We start from the raw sequence: 14,598 nt of genomic DNA, 5'->3' as shown, positions 1-14,598 counted from the left end.
AAGCGACCCGCATTGTACGGGAGGAGGCGCCTGCGCGCTGCTGGCTCAGCGCACGCCGGCCCGGGCCAGCGGCGCGGCCTGAGCGCGGCTGCGGCGCCATTCGATCAGGCCGATGCCGATACCGCTGGCGCAGATGATGGCGATGCCCAGCCAGGTCAGCGGATCCGGGAAATGGCCCCAGACCAGCCAGCCGACCGAGGTGGCGCTGATGATCTGCAGGTAGACAAAGGGCGCCAGGGTAGAAGCGGGCGCGCGGCGGTAGGCGGCGATCTGGAACAGATGCCCCAGGCCGCCGGTGATGCCGGTGGAGATCAGCACGACCCAGTCCAACGGCGCCAGCGCCTTGAGGATGGGCAGGGCGGGCGGCAGGATGAAGGGCAGGGCCAGAGTCAGGCAGATGGTGCCGACGGCGCCGCTCCAGATCAGCGAGGTGAACGGGTCGTCGCCTGCGACGCGGCGCGTCGCAATGAACTGCACCGCGAAACAACAGGCCGTGAGCAGGCCGAACACCGTGCCGACGGGATCCAGGCCGCCGCCGGGACGGATCACGATGATCACGCCGATGAAAGCAATGCCCGCGGCGACGAAACGCGACAGGCGGGCAGGTTCCTTGAGCACCCAGGGCGCGGCCGACAGCACCAGCAGCGGCGCCAGGAAATTGATGGCGGTGGCCTCGGCCTGGGGGATGTAACTCAGGGTGGTGAAGAACATCAGCGTGGCCAGGAACATCGAGCCACCCCGCAGGATCTGTTCGCGCGGCTTCTTGCTGCGAAAAACGCCCAGGCCGCGCGCAGGCAGCACCAGGGCCAGCACCAGCGCCAAGTGCACGGCGTAGCGGAACCACGACAGCACCAGCAACGGTACGCCCGCGTTCATCACCCACTTGCCGCTGGCGTCCAGGCACGACAACGTCCACATCGACAGCACCAGCAACAGCACCCCCATCATCGGGCCGCCGGAGGCGGGCGCGGCTGAGCGCGTGCGACCGTTATCGGCCGGGGTCATCGACAAACTCCTTATCTGGCTGGAACGCCGGCTTGCGGGTACCGGGCGGCTGACATGATACGCTCATCGCGCCGGGGGAACAGGCTGATGATCGAACTACGCAATATCGAAACTTTTTTCTGGGTAGCCACGCTGGGCAGCTTTCGCGCCGCGTCGGACAAGCTCAACACCACGCAGCCTGCGGTATCGCAGCGCATTGCCTCGCTCGAGGCCGACCTGGGCGTGCGCCTGTTCGAGCGCGAGGCGCGCGGCGTGAAGCTGACCGCCAAGGGGCACGAGCTGCTGTCGCACGCCGAACGCATGCTGCAGGTGCGGCGCGACATGTTCGAGGCCGCGCGCGAGCAGAACGTCATGAGCGGCACGGTGCGCATCGGCGTGGCCGAGACCATCGTGCAGACCTGGCTGCCCACGCTGATCGAACTGATCCATTCGAATTATCCGGCGCTGGTGCTGGAGATCGAGGTCGACACGACCCATGTGTTGCGTTCGCACCTGATGTCGCGCCAGATCGATCTGGCCTTCCTGATGGGGCCGGTGCTCGAGGCGCGGGTCGAAAATCTGCCGCTCTGCACCTATCCGCTGGCCTGGGTCGCGAGCCCGCTGCTGGACCTGGGGCCCGAGCCTTTGACGCTGGAGCGCATCGGCAAGCTGCCCATCATTACCTATCCGTCCAACAGCGCGCCTTACCGCGTGGTGCGCGACATGCTGACGCGCGCGGGCGTGACCTCGCCGCGCATGTATGGCAGCGCTTCGATGTCGATGGTGGTGCGCATGACCCAGGACGCCATCGGCACCAGCGTCATCGCGCCCGTGTTCCTGGGCAAGGAACTGGCGCGCGGCGAGTTGCGCATCCTGCGCGTGGAGGCCGATCCCTTGCCGGAGCTGAGCTTCACCGCCACCTGGGTGCAGGGGCCGGACAGCCATGCGGTGCGAGTCATCGCGCAGATGGCGCAGAAGGTCGCCGAACAGGCCGCGGACGGCATTCCGCTCTAGGTGTTTACCCCAGCAGAGGGCGCGCGCAGGGGCTGCAGAACGGTCCGGAATGGCCCCCGCGCGGGGCGCCCGGCTGCCCGCAAGGCCGCGCCGCCACGTCGTTTGCGCGAAATGCCGCAAACGCGTCGGGCGAGACCAAAGAAAAATTTATACCCCCGTATCGCAACATACGATTGGACGCTCCGCGCCCCTGACGCTGCAATGGCGACACACCAATAACGATCGCCTGGATGCATAGAGCGGGGGAAAGCATGAACCAGCGTATGTCCCATTCCCAGACCCGGGCGGCAAGCCATGCCGCGCAAGTGCGACGCCCGTCGTCGCGCGGCTGATCTCCAGACTCTCCGATTGCCACCGCGCGCCGCCAGGATAACGGGATCCGGCGCGCGGCATACCATCCCGCCAGCTAGGAGTTTTGTCCATGAAGAAGTCGCTAGTTTTCGCCGCTGTTGCCGCCGGCTTGCTGGCCGGCGCCGTCCAGGCGCAGGACCTGCCCAAGACGCAGTTGAAGGTCGTGGGCGGCCTGAGCAACCTGACCGCCTACAACGATTACGAAAAGCCGTTCTGGACCAAGACCATTCCCGAGCTGTCCAAGGGCCAGGTCACGGCAGATATCAAGGGCTTCAACGAAATGGGCCTTAAGGGTCCCGAACTGCTGCGCCTGATGTCGCAGGGCGTGGTCGAGTTCGGCACCGCCACCCTGGCGTACTTCGCCAGCGACAACCCCATCAACGAAGCGATCGACCTGGCCGGCCTGGCGCCTGACGTCAAGACCGCGCGCGCCGTTACCGACGCGTTCGAGCCGGTCTATGCCAAGCTGTATGGCGAAGGCAACAACGTCAAGCTGCTGGGCATTTCCACCTACCCCGCGCAAGTGCTGTTCTGCAACGCCGAAATCAAGGGCCTGGCCGACATCAAGGGCAAGAAGGTCCGCACCAGCAGCCGCACCACCGCCGAGTTCGTCGAGGCGCTGGGCGGTTCCAGCGTGACCATGGCCTTCGGTGAAGTGGTGCCCGCGCTGCAGAACAAGGTGGTGGATTGCGCCATCACGGGTTCGCTGTCGGGTTACTCGGCCAAGTGGTACGAAGTATCGACGCACCTGGTCGCGCTGCCGATCAACTGGAACCAGCAGATCCACGCCGTGAACCAGAAGGCCTGGGACAAGCTGGATCCCAAGGTGCGCACGTTCCTGCAGACCAATGTGAAGACCCTGGTCGACAACATCTGGGACGCCGCCGCGCGCCAGACGCAGGAAGGCTATGACTGCAATACGGGCGCTGCCGCTTGCCCGTTCCCGGTCAAGGGCAAGATGGTCCTGGTCCAGCCCTCGGACGCGGACCGCGCGCTGCTGAAGAAGGTCACCGAGGAAGCCGTGCTGCCCAAGTGGGCCGCGCGCTGCTCGGCCCAGTGCGTGAAGGACTTCAACGCCACGATCGGCAAGACGCTGGGCGTGACTGCAATGAAGTAAGACCCCCCCCGAAGCGCTGCGCGCTTCCCCCCCAGGGGGGCATGCCTGCGGACCGGCACAGCCGGATCCGCGGCATCCGGATCGGGGGGAGTCGCTATAGATTGGGAGAGCTGGCTCCGTGGCAACTCAATCGGAGTTGCTACAGGTCGGCAGAGCTGATTCCGTGGCATCCCGATTTGGGAGAGTCGCTAAGGATCGGCACTGCGGTTCCGTGGCGTCCCTATGGGATCGTTCGTTACATAGCTGGGAGGGCGCTGCGCGCCCGACCCTGCAAAGGTTTTACTCATGACTCAAACTGAACACTTTCGCCTGCTGGGCGGGCTATTGCGGCGCGCTGAGAGCTTCTCCCGCGTGGCCGTGTGGGCCGGCGGCGCACTGACGGTGGCCAGCGTGCTGCTGATCTCGTTTGACGTGCTGGCCCGCAAATTCCTGGGCTTCACGACGGGCGGCGCGGATGAGCTGTCCAGCTACGCTTTCGCCATCAGCACCTCGTGGGCGCTGGCGTTCGCCACGCTGCAACGCGCCAACGTGCGCGTGGACGTGGTCTACCAGTACATGCCGGTGCGCATCGCGGCCGTGCTGGACTGGATCTCCATGGTGGCCCTGGCGGTCTTCATGGTCTACCTGACTTATTACGCCTCCGAGGTCGTGCAGACCTCCTGGGCGCAGAAATCCGCCGCCAACACGCCGCTGGCCACGCCCTTGTGGATTCCGCAGGGCCTGTGGCTGCTGGGCCTGGGCTGGATGTGCATCACGGTCGCGCTGATGTTGGCGCGCGCCTCCGCCGCGCTGGTCACGGGCGATATCGAGCTGGTCAAGAACATTTGCGGCGTGCGTTCGGCGCAGGAAGAGGCCGACGAGGAAGCCGCCGCCGGCGAGCGCATGGTGAAGGGAGAAGCCGCATGATTTCCACCGCATTGATACTGCTCCTGGTGCTGATCGGCCTGTCCATTCCGGTGGGCGCGGCGCTGGGCGTGCTGGGCCTGATCCTGGACCCGCTGTTCTCGATGCTGCCGCTGACGCGCGCGATCGGCGAAGTGTCCTGGAGCACCAATAACGAGTTCCTGCTGGTGGCGATTCCGTTGTTCATCATGCTGGGCGAGGTGCTGCTGCGCGCCGGTTTCGCCGAACGCATGTATGGCGCGATGAGCCTGTGGCTGTCGTGGCTGCCGGGCGGGCTGATGCACGCCAACATCGGCGCCTCGACGCTGTTCTCGGCCACCTCCGGCTCCAGCGTGGCGACCGCCGCGACCGTGGGTACGGTGGCCATCCCGCAGATCCGCAAGTACGGCTACAACGAGCCGCTGTTCCTGGGCAGCCTGGCTGCCGGCGGCACGCTGGGCATCCTGATCCCGCCATCGATCAATCTGGTCATCTATGGCGTGCTGACGAACTCGTCGGTGCCCAAGCTGTACCTGGCAGGCATTATCCCGGGCTTCGCGATGGCCGCGCTGTTCATGTTGACGGTGGTCATCGCCTGCGTCGCCAAGCCGTCCTGGGGCGGCAAGAAGATCCAGGCGACCTGGGGCCAGCGCATCGCCAGCCTGGTGCACCTGGCGCCGCCCATGGGGATTTTCTTCCTGGTGGTGGGCTCCATCTACGCCGGCCTGGCCACGCCGACGGAAGCGGCCGCGCTGGGCGTGCTGGGCGCCTTCATCCTGGCGGCCTGGTTCCGCCGCCTGTCGTGGTCGATGCTGCGCGAGGTCATGGAAGGCACCATGCGGTCCACGGCCATGATCATGCTGATCGTGGTGGCCGCCAGCTTCCTGAACTTCGTCATGTCCGCTACCGGTCTGACGGATGCACTGACCAAGTCGATCACGGGCCTGGGCCTGTCGCCCGGCTGGATGCTGCTGATCGTGGTGGTCTTCTACCTGGTGCTGGGCTGCTTCATGGAAACCTTGTCCATGATGATCACGACCATCCCCATCGTCGCGCCCATCATGATCGGCCTGGGTTTCGATCCCATCTGGCTGGGCATCGTCATCATCATCCTGGTCGAAGCCGCCCTGATCACGCCGCCCGTGGGCCTGAACCTGTTCGTGGTGCAAAGCCTGCGCAAGAGCGGCTCCATGAGCGCGGTCATCATGGGCAGCCTGCCGTTCGTGGCGGCCATGTTCGTGATGCTGGCGCTGCTGGCTTTCTGGCCGGACGTGGCGCTGTGGCTGCCGCGCGTGTTCGGCTGACCTTCATTCCATAGACATTCCGGGCGCGGCGGGCCGCCGCGTCCTTCACTCCCTTATTTCAGCAGGACAGATATGAAAGCCGTATTCCAGATCGAAGATTCGCAACCCCGCCAGGTCGAAGTCGAGTTCGACACCCTGATCGTCGCCGGCTGGGCCGGACGCGACGTCGCCGCGATCGAGCACCACATCGAAGAACTGGCCGCCATCGGCGTGCCGCGTCCCAGCAGCGTGCCGCTGTACTACCGCATCGCCGACAATCAGCTGACCCAGAAGGAAACTGTGCAGGCCCTGGGCGAGGACTCCTCGGGCGAAGTGGAAACCTTCGTATTCGCGGTGGACGGCGAGATGTACGTCAGCATCGCCTCGGACCACACCGACCGCAAGCTGGAGACCTATAGCGTGGCGATGTCCAAGCAGGTCTGCGTCAAGCCGCTGGCCAATAGCGCCTGGCGCCTGGCCGATGTGGCCGACTACTGGGACGAACTCGTGATCCGTTCCTACATCGTCGAGAACGGCGTGGAAGTGCTGTACCAAGAGGGTCCGCTGGCGTCGCTGCGCACGCCGCAGGACCTGGTCGCCGGCTACACCGGCGGCTCGGCCGTGCTGCCGGCGGGCGCCGGCATGACCTGCGGCACCGTGGGCGCGATCGGCGGCATCCGCCCCTCGGTCGACTTCACGATGGAGTTGCACGACCCGCGCCGCCAGCGCAGCCTGCGCCACCGCTATCATGTCGAGACGCTGCCCGTGGTGGCCTGATTCCGGCCTCCGGCGCCTATCGCCAGGCGCGCCCGCGGGCGCGCCTGTTTGCACTCATGCCGCAAGGCGGCACTAGGATGACTATGGTTTCGACTCTGAATGATCTGACCCTGGCCCTGCAAGAGGGCCGCAGCAGCTCCGTGGAACTGACGCGGGCCGCGCTGGCCCGCGCCCAGGACGTAGCGGGCGAGGGCGCGCGCGCCTACACCCGCTTGTACGCCGATACGGCGCTGGCCCAGGCGCAGGCGTCCGACACGCTGCGCGCGGCCGGCATCGTCCGCTCCGCGATCGAGGGCTTGCCCATCAGCATCAAGGACCTGTTCGACATCGAGGGCGAGACCACGATGGCGGGTTCGGTGGCGCGCGAAGGCGAGCCGGCGGCCGACGCCGACGCTGAAGTCGTGCGCCGCCTGGTGGCGGCGGGCGCGGTCATCATCGGCCGCACCAACATGACCGAATTCGCCTATTCGGGCCTGGGCATCAACCCCCACTACGGCACGCCGCTGAATCCCTACGACCGCGCCACCGGCCGCATTCCCGGCGGCTCGTCCTCGGGCGCCGCCGTCTCGGTCGCCGACGGCATGGCGGCAGCCGCCATCGGTTCGGACACCGGCGGCTCGGTGCGCATCCCCGCCGCGCTTTGCGGCCTGACGGGCTTCAAGCCCAGCGCCTGGCGCGTCTCCATGGAAGGCGTGCTGCCGCTGTCGGCCAACCTGGATTCCATTGGTCCCATCGCCGCCAGCGTGCGCTGCTGCGCCGAGCTGGATGCCATCCTGTCCGGCGACGGCGGCCCGGTGCCGGAAGCGGCGGCGCTGCGCGGTTTGCGCCTGGCCATCCCGACCACCTTGGCGCTGGACGCCATGGACAAGCACGTCGCCGACAGCTTTGCGGCCGCGGTCAGCCGCTTGAAGGACGCGGGCGCGCTGGTCGAAGAGATCGCGATTCCGGAATTCGCGGAACTTGCCGCCATCAACGCCAAGGGCGGCTTCACCGCCGCCGAGGCCTGGGCCTGGCACCGCGATTTGATCGCCCGCGCCGGCAAGCGCTATGACCCGCGCGTGGTGTCGCGCATCATGCGCGGCAAGGACATGAGCGCGGCCGACTACCTGGATCTGCTGGACGCGCGCGAAGCCTGGGTGGCGGCGGTGGACCGCCGCATCGCGGGCTATGACGCCCTGATCATGCCGACCACGCCCATCGTGGCGCCGGCGGTCGCCGACCTGCAGGCTTCGGACGACGCCTACTACGCGGCCAACGGCCTGATCCTGCGCAATCCGACGCTGATCAATTTCCTGGATGGCTGCGCGCTGTCGCTGCCTTGCCATGCGTCCGGCACGGCACCGGTGGGGCTGATGATCGCCGGCAGCAATGGCGCCGACCGCCGCATCCTGAGCATCGGCCTGGCGGTGGAAGCGCTGTACGCCAGCCAGTGATGCACGGCCGGGGCGGGCGGCGGCCGCCGGCCCGCCCCGGGCGCTAAGATGGCGGCTGCTTAGCCGGACGCCGCCGCCATGATCGATCTGCGCAATATCGAGACCTTCTTCTGGGTCGCCACCCTGGGCGGGTTCCGGGCCGCGGCCGAGAAGCTCAACGCCACCCAGCCCGCCATTTCCCAGCGCATCGCGTCGCTGGAATCCGATCTGGGCGTGCGCCTGTTCGACCGCGACACCCGCGGCATCAAGCTGACGGGCAAGGGCCGCGAGCTGCTGTCGCACGCGGAGCGCATGCTGCAGATGCGGCGCGACATGCAGGAGGCCGCGCGCGCCAAGAGCGTGATGAGCGGCACGCTCAGGCTGGGCGTCTCGGAAACCATCGTGCATACCTGGCTGCCTACCTTGATGGAGCATCTGCACGATGTCTATCCGGCGCTGATGGTCGAGATCCAGGTGGATACGACCACGGTGCTGAAGACTCAGCTGGCCTCGCGCCAGATCGACCTGGCATTCCTGCTGGGGCCGATGGAAGAGCCCCGCATCGAGAATCTCTATCTCTGCAACTACCCCCTGTCCTGGGTGGCGAGCCCCAAGCTCAAGGTCGGACGCCAGCCGATCTCCCTGAAGCGGCTGGCCGAATGGCCCGTCATCACCTATCCATCGACCACCGATCCGCACCGCGCCGTGCGCCAACTGCTGCAGCAGGCCGGCGTGGAGGCGCCGCGCATGTACGGCAGTTCCGCGCTCAGCGTCATCGTGCGGATGGCGCAGGACGCGATCGGCACCGCCGTCATCGCGCCCGTCATCCTGCACAAAGAGCTGGCGCAGGGCGAATTGCGCATCCTGGAGGTGAGAGCGCCGGCCTTGCCGCCGCTGCACTACACCGCTTGCTGGATGCAGGGGCCGGACAGCCAGATCCCGCGCGCGGTGGCCGAGGCGGCGCAGCAGATTGCGCGCGAAGAGGCGCTGCGGCATCCGGCTTAACCCTGATAAGGAATATTGATCGGGGTCTATCGCAACTTGTGATTGGACGCTGGTCCGCGGTTCCTGTGCAATGTCCCCCTACCGGAATCATCATTGAAGGGATGGACATGCATACGAACCCTGCTGTGCGCACCAGCGTGGAATTGGCCCGCCAGGCGCGCCTGGATGCGCGCAGCGGCAAGCTTACCGGCCCCACGGCGAACCTCGCCCCGGGCCACGTGCAGGCCAACCTCGCGATCCTGCCGCGCGCGCTGGCCGCGGACTTTCTGCACTTCTGCCAGCGCAATCCCAAACCCTGTCCCTTGCTGGCCATGTCCGAACCGGGCGATCCCGCCTTGCCGGAATTGGGGCAGGACATCGATATCCGCAGCGACATCCCGCGCTATCGCGTCTGGCAGAACGGCGAGCTGGTGGCCGAGCCCACCGACGTGCGGGATCTCTGGCGCGACGACCTGGTGTCGTTCCTGATCGGCTGCTCGTTCTCGTTCGAGGAAGCGATGCTGGATAACGGCCTGCCCGTGCGTCATATCGAGCAGGGCTGCAACGTGCCGATGTACCGCACCAATGTCCCAACCCATGCCGCGGGCGTGTTCGGCGGCCCGCTGGTCGTGTCCATGCGTCCCCTGAAGGCTGCGGACGCCATCCGCGCCATCCAGGTGACCTCGCGGTTTCCCTCGGTCCACGGCGCGCCGGTACACATCGGCGACCCCGCGTTGATCGGGATTGCCGACATCAGCCGCCCGGACTATGGTGATCCGGTGGAGATACGCGAAGGCGAAATGCCCGTGTTCTGGGCTTGCGGCGTGACGCCGCAGTCGGTGGTCGCGGCTGTGCGGCCGGAGTTCTGCATTACCCACGCGCCGGGCCACATGCTGGTCACGGACCTCATCAACAGCAGGATGGCGGTGTTCTGACCGCTCGTCTGCCGTTTCCAGGCAGTGCGTAAACAGGAAGCGGCAGCAGTCGTACTTGTGCAGCAGTACCCGTTGTGCCACCAGAACGATCCATCATAGGACAAGGGGAAATGGCGACAACGCTTTGAATCTGGGGCCTTCCGGCTGGCCGGAGGGTCCCGTGACGCCGCGAACGGGGCCATTGCCCAGGCGATGCACCCGCCCGCGCAGATGAATTGCTTTCACACCTAGCCGGTTCAATCCAGGAGTCCAGTTATGAAGATGAAGCTCATCGCGGGTGTCGCCGCGAGCCTGGCGCTGATGTGCGCCGTGCCCGCGCAGGCCCAGCAGGCCGTGCGCATCGGCGCGATCTATCCCCTGTCAGGCGCCCTGGCTTCCACCGGGGCGGAAATCAAGGCGGCCGTCGAACTGGCGGTCGACATCATCAACAATCCGCATCCCGAACTGGAAGGCATACCGCTGGCGGCGGGCAGCGGCCTGCCGGCGCTGGGCGGCGCCAAGATCGAAGTGGTGTTCGGCGATTCGCAGGGCAAGCCCGAAGTGGGTCTGGCCGACGCCCAGCGCCTGATCGACCAGGAGAAGGTGGTGGCCCTGACCGGCGCCTACCAGTCGGCCGTGACCAAGACCGCCAGCCGCATCGCCGAGCAGCGCGGCATTCCCTATGTGAATGGCGAATCCAGCAGCCCGGACCTGACCGAGCGCGGCTACAAGTGGTTCTTCCGCACCTCGCCCAACGACGACACCTTCGTTGAGAACATGATGCAGTTCCTGGACGGCGTGAAGGCCGTGCCGACCGCCAAGATCGCCGTGGTGTACGAGAACACCGACTTCGGCGTGAACACCTACAAGGCCGTTGAAAAGTTCGCCAAGCAATACAAGCGCCAACTGGTCGCCAACATTGCCTATAGCGCGGGCTCGGCCTCGGTGACGGCGGAAGTGCAGAAGCTGGCCGCCGCCAAGGCCGACGTGGCGATCTTCGCCAGCTATACCTCGGACGCCATGCTGTTCGTGCGTACCATGCGGGAAAGCAAGTACGCGCCGCCTGTGCTGTTGGCAAACGATGCGGGCTTCATCGATTCGCGCTTCGTGCAGGAAGTGGGGCCGCAGGTCCAGGGCGTGCTGACGCGCGACGTCTGGGGCAACGACGTCGCGGCGTCCAAGGCCGGGCTGAAGAAGATCAACGACATGTACAAGGCCAAGACCGGCAAGGATCTCAACGGCAACAACGCCCGTTCGATGCAGGGCGTGCTGGTGCTGGCCGACGCGATCAACCGGGCCGGCTCGACCGATCCCGAGGCGATCCGCAAGGCGCTGGCCGCCACCGACCTGGGCGAGGCGCAGGTCGCGATGCCCTGGGCCGGGGTGCAATTCGACGCCAAGGGCCAGAACACCAAGGGCTCGGGCCTGATTCTGGAGCTCAAGGGTTCGTCCTACCAGACGGTCTGGCCGGAAAAATACCGCACGGACAAGAGCCTGCCGACGCTGCCGTTCGCCTGGAAGTAACCACAGACGCGGCGGGCCGCGGGGTCCGCCGCAGGAGCACTCCATGTTCGAAGCTCTCTCGGCAGGCTTGTTCAACGGCCTGATCTATGCCGCGGTGGCGGTGGGGCTGGCGCTGATCTGGGGCATCACCGACGTCATCAACTTCGCCCACGGCGAGTTCCTGATGCTGGGCATGTATGCCGCCTATTGGCTCTACACGCTGGGCCACATCGATCCCACGCTATCGGCGCCGCTGGTGGCCATCGTGCTCGCCTTCGTCGGCTTTTTGACCTACGCGCTCATCATCCGCCGCTTGCAGAAGGGGCCGGCGATGGCGGTCATCCTGGCCACCTTCGGCCTGGGCCTGGTGCTGCGCCAGGTCGCCTTCATCGCCTTCAGTCCCGATTACCGCAGCCTGCCCGACACCCTGGTGTCAGGCAGCGTCACGGTGGCTGGCATTTCGCTGGGCAGGCCACAGGTGGTGACGGGGCTGATCGCGCTGGTGGTGGTGGTCGCGCTGTTCATCCTGGTGTACCGCACGCGCTGGGGCCATGCCTTGCAGGCGGTGGCGGAAGACCGGCAGGTCGCCGCCCTGGTGGGCATTTCGCCGGACCGGGTCAACGCCCAGGTCTGGATGCTGGGCAGCGCGGCGGTCGGCCTGGCCGGCGCCTTGCTCACCACCTTCTTCTACGTGTTTCCCTCGGTGGGCACGGTGTTCGGCCTGCTGGCTTTCGTGGCGGTGTGCATGGGCGGCTTCGGGTCGTTGCCCGGCGCCTTCATCGCGGGGATTCTGATCGGGATCATCGAGGCCATGACGGGCTACTTCGTCGCGCCGGCGCTCAAGACGGTGAGCGTGTTCATCCTGTTCATCCTGGTTCTCTGGTATCGGCCGCGCGGCCTGTTCGGGCGGTGGTGAGATGAACAAGACAAACAAACTCGACGCCGCGTCCGCGGGCGTGCCCAAATGGCCGATTGCGGTGGCGGCCGTGGCCGCCATCCTGATGGCTCTGGTGCCGCTGGTGGTGAAGGACGCCTTCACCCTGCAGGTGCTGCTGCTGGCCATCATGTTCGGCGCGCTGGGCGCGTGCTGGAACCTCGTCGGCGGCTTCCTGGGGCGGATCTCCTTCGGCCACAGCGTGTTCGTGGGGGTGGGGGGCTACACCACCTTGCTGCTGCTGCACCATCTGAAGCTCACGCCGCTGTTGGGCATTCCGCTGGGCGGGGTGATCAGCGCGGCGCTGGCGTGGCTGGTGGGCGGCCCCACGCTGCGGCTGTCTGGCCACTACTTCGCGATGGCCACCATCGCGCTGCTGCAGATCGGGCTGCTGCTGATGATCAACTGGGAATGGGCGGGCGGCGCGGTCGGCCTGGAGGCGCCGATCGGCGACGCCGCCTGGATGCTGCTGTTCCGCAGCAAGGTGCCGTACTACTGGATCGCGGTGGGCCTGGCCTTCCTGACCTTCTGCGCCACCTTCTTCCTGGTGCATTCCAAGACCGGCTTCTATTGGCGCGCCATCAATGGCGACGAGGCCGCGTCGCGCAGCCTGGGCGTGCCCGCGGACCGCTACAAGATGCTGGCCTTCGTGATGTCGGCGGGCATGACCGGCGTCTGGGGCGGCTTCTTTGCCATGTACGTGGGCTTCATCGACCCCGAATCCATGTTCAACCTGACGATGTCGGTGCAGGTCGTGCTGGTGACCATCTTGGGTGGCGTCGGCACGCTGATCGGCCCGTGGCTGGGCGCGGCGGTGCTGCTGCCGCTGTCCGAGGGCACGCGCGTGCTGTGGGGCAGTTCGGGCATGGGCCTGGACCTGCTGGTTTTCGGCCTGGCCATTTTGCTGGTCACCATGTTCCTGCCGGGCGGGCTGGTCACATTGAGGAGGCGCCGTGGCTCTGCTCGACGTTAAGAACCTGACCAAGCAATTCGGCGGCCTGGTCGCGAACAAGGACATCTCGCTGTCGGTCGAAGCGGGTGAAATCGTCGCCATCATCGGTCCCAACGGCGCGGGCAAGAGCACCCTGTTCAATGGCCTGGTGGGGCATCACGAACCCACCTCCGGCTCGGTGACCTTCGATGGCCAGTCCATGATAGGACGCCATCCCGAACAGGTGGCCGCCATGGGCCTGGTGCGCACGTATCAGATCCCGCGCAGCTTCGGCCAGATGACGGTGCTGGAGAACGCCATGGTCGGCGCGCTGCTGCGCCATCCGCGCCTGCAGGACGCGCGCCGCGAATCCGCCCGCGTGCTGGAACTGGTGGGGCTGGCCGAGCGCGCCGACGTGCGGGCGGCAGAGCTCAACGTGGCCGGCCAGAAGCGCGTCGAGCTGGCGCGGGCGCTGGCGACCGAGCCGCGCATGCTGCTGCTCGATGAAGTGGCGGGCGGTCTCAACCCGGCCGAGGCCATCGCCCTGGCCGAGATCCTGCGCGGCATCCATGCGTCGGGCGTCACGCTCATCATCGTGGAACACGTGCTGGAGGTGGTCATGCGGCTGGCCCAGCGGGTGCTGGTGCTGAACTTCGGCCAGATGATCGCCGAGGGCGCGCCGCAGGAGATCGTGCGCAACCCGGCCGTGATCGAAGCCTATCTGGGGAGAAAGCACCGTGCCTGATGCGATGCTGAAAGTGGAAGAACTGAGCGTGGCCTATGGCGGCGTGCAGGCGGTGCGCGGCGTGTCGCTGGAAGTCAGGCCGGGCGAGATTGCGGCCTTGCTGGGCGCCAACGGCGCGGGCAAGTCCAGCACCTTGCTGGCCATTGTCGGGGCGGTCAAGCCCAAGGGCGGACGGGTGGTGTTCGAAGGTCGGGACATCACCGGCACGCCGCCGGACAGGCTGGTGACCCAGGGGATCTCCATGATCCCCGAAGGCGCCCGCGTATTCGCACGCCAGCCGGTGGAGCAGAACCTGCGCCTGGGCGCTTATACGGTGCGGGACGAGCGCGTCTACGGCGAACGCCTGGAGCGGGTATACGCGTTGTTCCCGCGGCTGAAGGAGCGCCGCGCGCAGTTGGCGGGCACCATGTCAGGCGGCGAGCGCCAGATGCTGGCCATCGGCCGGGCGCTGATGAGCGGCCCGCGCCTGCTCCTGATCGACGAGCCCAGCCTGGGTCTGTCGCCGTTGTTGGTGGAGCAGGTATTCGATGCGCTGGCGGCCCTGAACCGCGACGACGGCCTGTCGGTCTTGCTGGTGGAGCAGAACATGGCGCAGGCGCTGGAAGTCGCGGCGCGCGCCTATGTGATGCAGAGCGGGAGGGTGGCGCTGTCGGGCGAAGCGGCGGAACTGGCGGCCTCGGACGAGGTGCGCAAGGCGTATCTGGGGATGTAGACCCCGGCGATGTAAACCCGGGGATGTGACGAAGCCGCGCCGGACGCGCAAGGCG

The 14,598-nt window shown here is 66.8% G+C and carries 14 protein-coding genes; 13 read left to right on the top strand and 1 reads right to left on the bottom strand.

Features of this window, described 5'->3' with window-relative positions:
• Positions 1 to 45: 45 nt before the first annotated feature.
• The gene (locus AC6LKD_RS14945) at positions 46 to 1,005 is read right to left on the bottom strand and encodes a DMT family transporter (protein ID WP_492275249.1); all 960 of its coding nucleotides are present in this window, start codon (positions 1,003 to 1,005) and stop codon (positions 46 to 48) included.
• A gap of 87 nt (positions 1,006 to 1,092) precedes the next feature.
• Between AC6LKD_RS14945 and AC6LKD_RS14940 the strand changes: the two genes are divergently transcribed.
• The 13 genes from AC6LKD_RS14940 (at position 1,093) to AC6LKD_RS14880 (ending at position 14,543) form a co-directional block, all read left to right on the top strand.
• Entirely contained in the window at positions 1,093 to 1,998 is a 906-nt protein-coding gene (locus AC6LKD_RS14940) for a LysR family transcriptional regulator (RefSeq protein WP_498116651.1), read from the top strand.
• 421 nt (positions 1,999 to 2,419) lie between these two features.
• Complete coding sequence (locus AC6LKD_RS14935) at positions 2,420 to 3,466, top strand: TRAP transporter substrate-binding protein (RefSeq protein ID WP_498116649.1); 1,047 nt, start codon at positions 2,420 to 2,422, stop codon at positions 3,464 to 3,466.
• Positions 3,467 to 3,751: 285 nt separating this feature from the next.
• A complete protein-coding gene (locus tag AC6LKD_RS14930) occupies positions 3,752 to 4,372 on the top strand; it encodes a TRAP transporter small permease subunit (RefSeq protein ID WP_013394022.1) in 621 nt (206 codons plus the stop codon).
• A complete protein-coding gene (locus AC6LKD_RS14925; RefSeq protein WP_454694835.1) occupies positions 4,369 to 5,652 on the top strand; it encodes a TRAP transporter large permease in 1,284 nt (427 codons plus the stop codon). Before AC6LKD_RS14930 ends, AC6LKD_RS14925 begins: the two co-directional genes overlap by 4 nt.
• 72 nt (positions 5,653 to 5,724) lie before the next feature.
• Positions 5,725 to 6,408, top strand: a complete 684-nt coding sequence (locus AC6LKD_RS14920; RefSeq protein WP_498116648.1) for a DUF2848 domain-containing protein — start codon at positions 5,725 to 5,727, stop codon at positions 6,406 to 6,408.
• 83 nt (positions 6,409 to 6,491) lie between these two features.
• Positions 6,492 to 7,841 carry an amidase gene (locus AC6LKD_RS14915; RefSeq protein ID WP_498116647.1) on the top strand — a complete coding sequence of 450 codons (1,350 nt, stop codon included), beginning with the start codon at positions 6,492 to 6,494 and terminating at the stop codon, positions 7,839 to 7,841.
• A 78-nt stretch (positions 7,842 to 7,919) separates the two neighbouring features.
• Positions 7,920 to 8,825 (top strand): LysR family transcriptional regulator, encoded by a 906-nt coding sequence (locus tag AC6LKD_RS14910; RefSeq protein ID WP_498116646.1) that lies wholly within the window; start codon positions 7,920 to 7,922, stop codon positions 8,823 to 8,825.
• Positions 8,826 to 8,932: 107 nt separating this feature from the next.
• Positions 8,933 to 9,739, top strand: coding sequence for a putative hydro-lyase (locus AC6LKD_RS14905; protein WP_013394017.1), 807 nt, complete (start codon positions 8,933 to 8,935; stop codon positions 9,737 to 9,739).
• A gap of 255 nt (positions 9,740 to 9,994) precedes the next feature.
• Positions 9,995 to 11,242, top strand: coding sequence for an ABC transporter substrate-binding protein (locus AC6LKD_RS14900; protein ID WP_013394016.1), 1,248 nt, complete (start codon positions 9,995 to 9,997; stop codon positions 11,240 to 11,242).
• 43 nt (positions 11,243 to 11,285) lie between these two features.
• Positions 11,286 to 12,137, top strand: a complete 852-nt coding sequence (locus AC6LKD_RS14895; protein WP_013394015.1) for a branched-chain amino acid ABC transporter permease — start codon at positions 11,286 to 11,288, stop codon at positions 12,135 to 12,137.
• A gap of 1 nt (position 12,138) precedes the next feature.
• Complete coding sequence (locus tag AC6LKD_RS14890; protein WP_498116645.1) at positions 12,139 to 13,128, top strand: branched-chain amino acid ABC transporter permease; 990 nt, start codon at positions 12,139 to 12,141, stop codon at positions 13,126 to 13,128.
• On the top strand, positions 13,109 to 13,831 hold the full coding sequence (locus tag AC6LKD_RS14885; RefSeq protein WP_498116644.1) for an ABC transporter ATP-binding protein: 723 nt from the start codon (positions 13,109 to 13,111) through the stop codon (positions 13,829 to 13,831). Before AC6LKD_RS14890 ends, AC6LKD_RS14885 begins: the two co-directional genes overlap by 20 nt.
• Positions 13,832 to 13,835: 4 nt before the next feature.
• A complete protein-coding gene (locus AC6LKD_RS14880) occupies positions 13,836 to 14,543 on the top strand; it encodes an ABC transporter ATP-binding protein (protein ID WP_013394012.1) in 708 nt (235 codons plus the stop codon).
• Positions 14,544 to 14,598 lie beyond the last annotated feature (55 nt).

It is taken from the genome of Achromobacter sp. D7-1, from assembly GCF_059760445.1.
The sequence above is the reverse complement of the archived record's forward strand: the minus strand, read 5'-3'. Positions and strand labels throughout refer to the sequence as shown.

What these genes read in the sequence shown, in the direction of transcription:
- AC6LKD_RS14945 (WP_492275249.1), bottom strand. Translation starts at nt 1,005, where the DNA reads ATGACCCCGGCCGATAACGGTCGCACGCGCTCAGCCGCGCCCGCCTCC.
- AC6LKD_RS14940 (WP_498116651.1), top strand. Translation starts at nt 1,093, where the DNA reads ATGATCGAACTACGCAATATCGAAACTTTTTTCTGGGTAGCCACGCTG.
- AC6LKD_RS14935 (WP_498116649.1), top strand. Translation starts at nt 2,420, where the DNA reads ATGAAGAAGTCGCTAGTTTTCGCCGCTGTTGCCGCCGGCTTGCTGGCC.
- AC6LKD_RS14930 (WP_013394022.1), top strand. Translation starts at nt 3,752, where the DNA reads ATGACTCAAACTGAACACTTTCGCCTGCTGGGCGGGCTATTGCGGCGC.
- AC6LKD_RS14925 (WP_454694835.1), top strand. Translation starts at nt 4,369, where the DNA reads ATGATTTCCACCGCATTGATACTGCTCCTGGTGCTGATCGGCCTGTCC.
- AC6LKD_RS14920 (WP_498116648.1), top strand. Translation starts at nt 5,725, where the DNA reads ATGAAAGCCGTATTCCAGATCGAAGATTCGCAACCCCGCCAGGTCGAA.
- AC6LKD_RS14915 (WP_498116647.1), top strand. Translation starts at nt 6,492, where the DNA reads ATGGTTTCGACTCTGAATGATCTGACCCTGGCCCTGCAAGAGGGCCGC.
- AC6LKD_RS14910 (WP_498116646.1), top strand. Translation starts at nt 7,920, where the DNA reads ATGATCGATCTGCGCAATATCGAGACCTTCTTCTGGGTCGCCACCCTG.
- AC6LKD_RS14905 (WP_013394017.1), top strand. Translation starts at nt 8,933, where the DNA reads ATGCATACGAACCCTGCTGTGCGCACCAGCGTGGAATTGGCCCGCCAG.
- AC6LKD_RS14900 (WP_013394016.1), top strand. Translation starts at nt 9,995, where the DNA reads ATGAAGATGAAGCTCATCGCGGGTGTCGCCGCGAGCCTGGCGCTGATG.
- AC6LKD_RS14895 (WP_013394015.1), top strand. Translation starts at nt 11,286, where the DNA reads ATGTTCGAAGCTCTCTCGGCAGGCTTGTTCAACGGCCTGATCTATGCC.
- AC6LKD_RS14890 (WP_498116645.1), top strand. Translation starts at nt 12,139, where the DNA reads ATGAACAAGACAAACAAACTCGACGCCGCGTCCGCGGGCGTGCCCAAA.
- AC6LKD_RS14880 (WP_013394012.1), top strand. Translation starts at nt 13,836, where the DNA reads ATGCTGAAAGTGGAAGAACTGAGCGTGGCCTATGGCGGCGTGCAGGCG.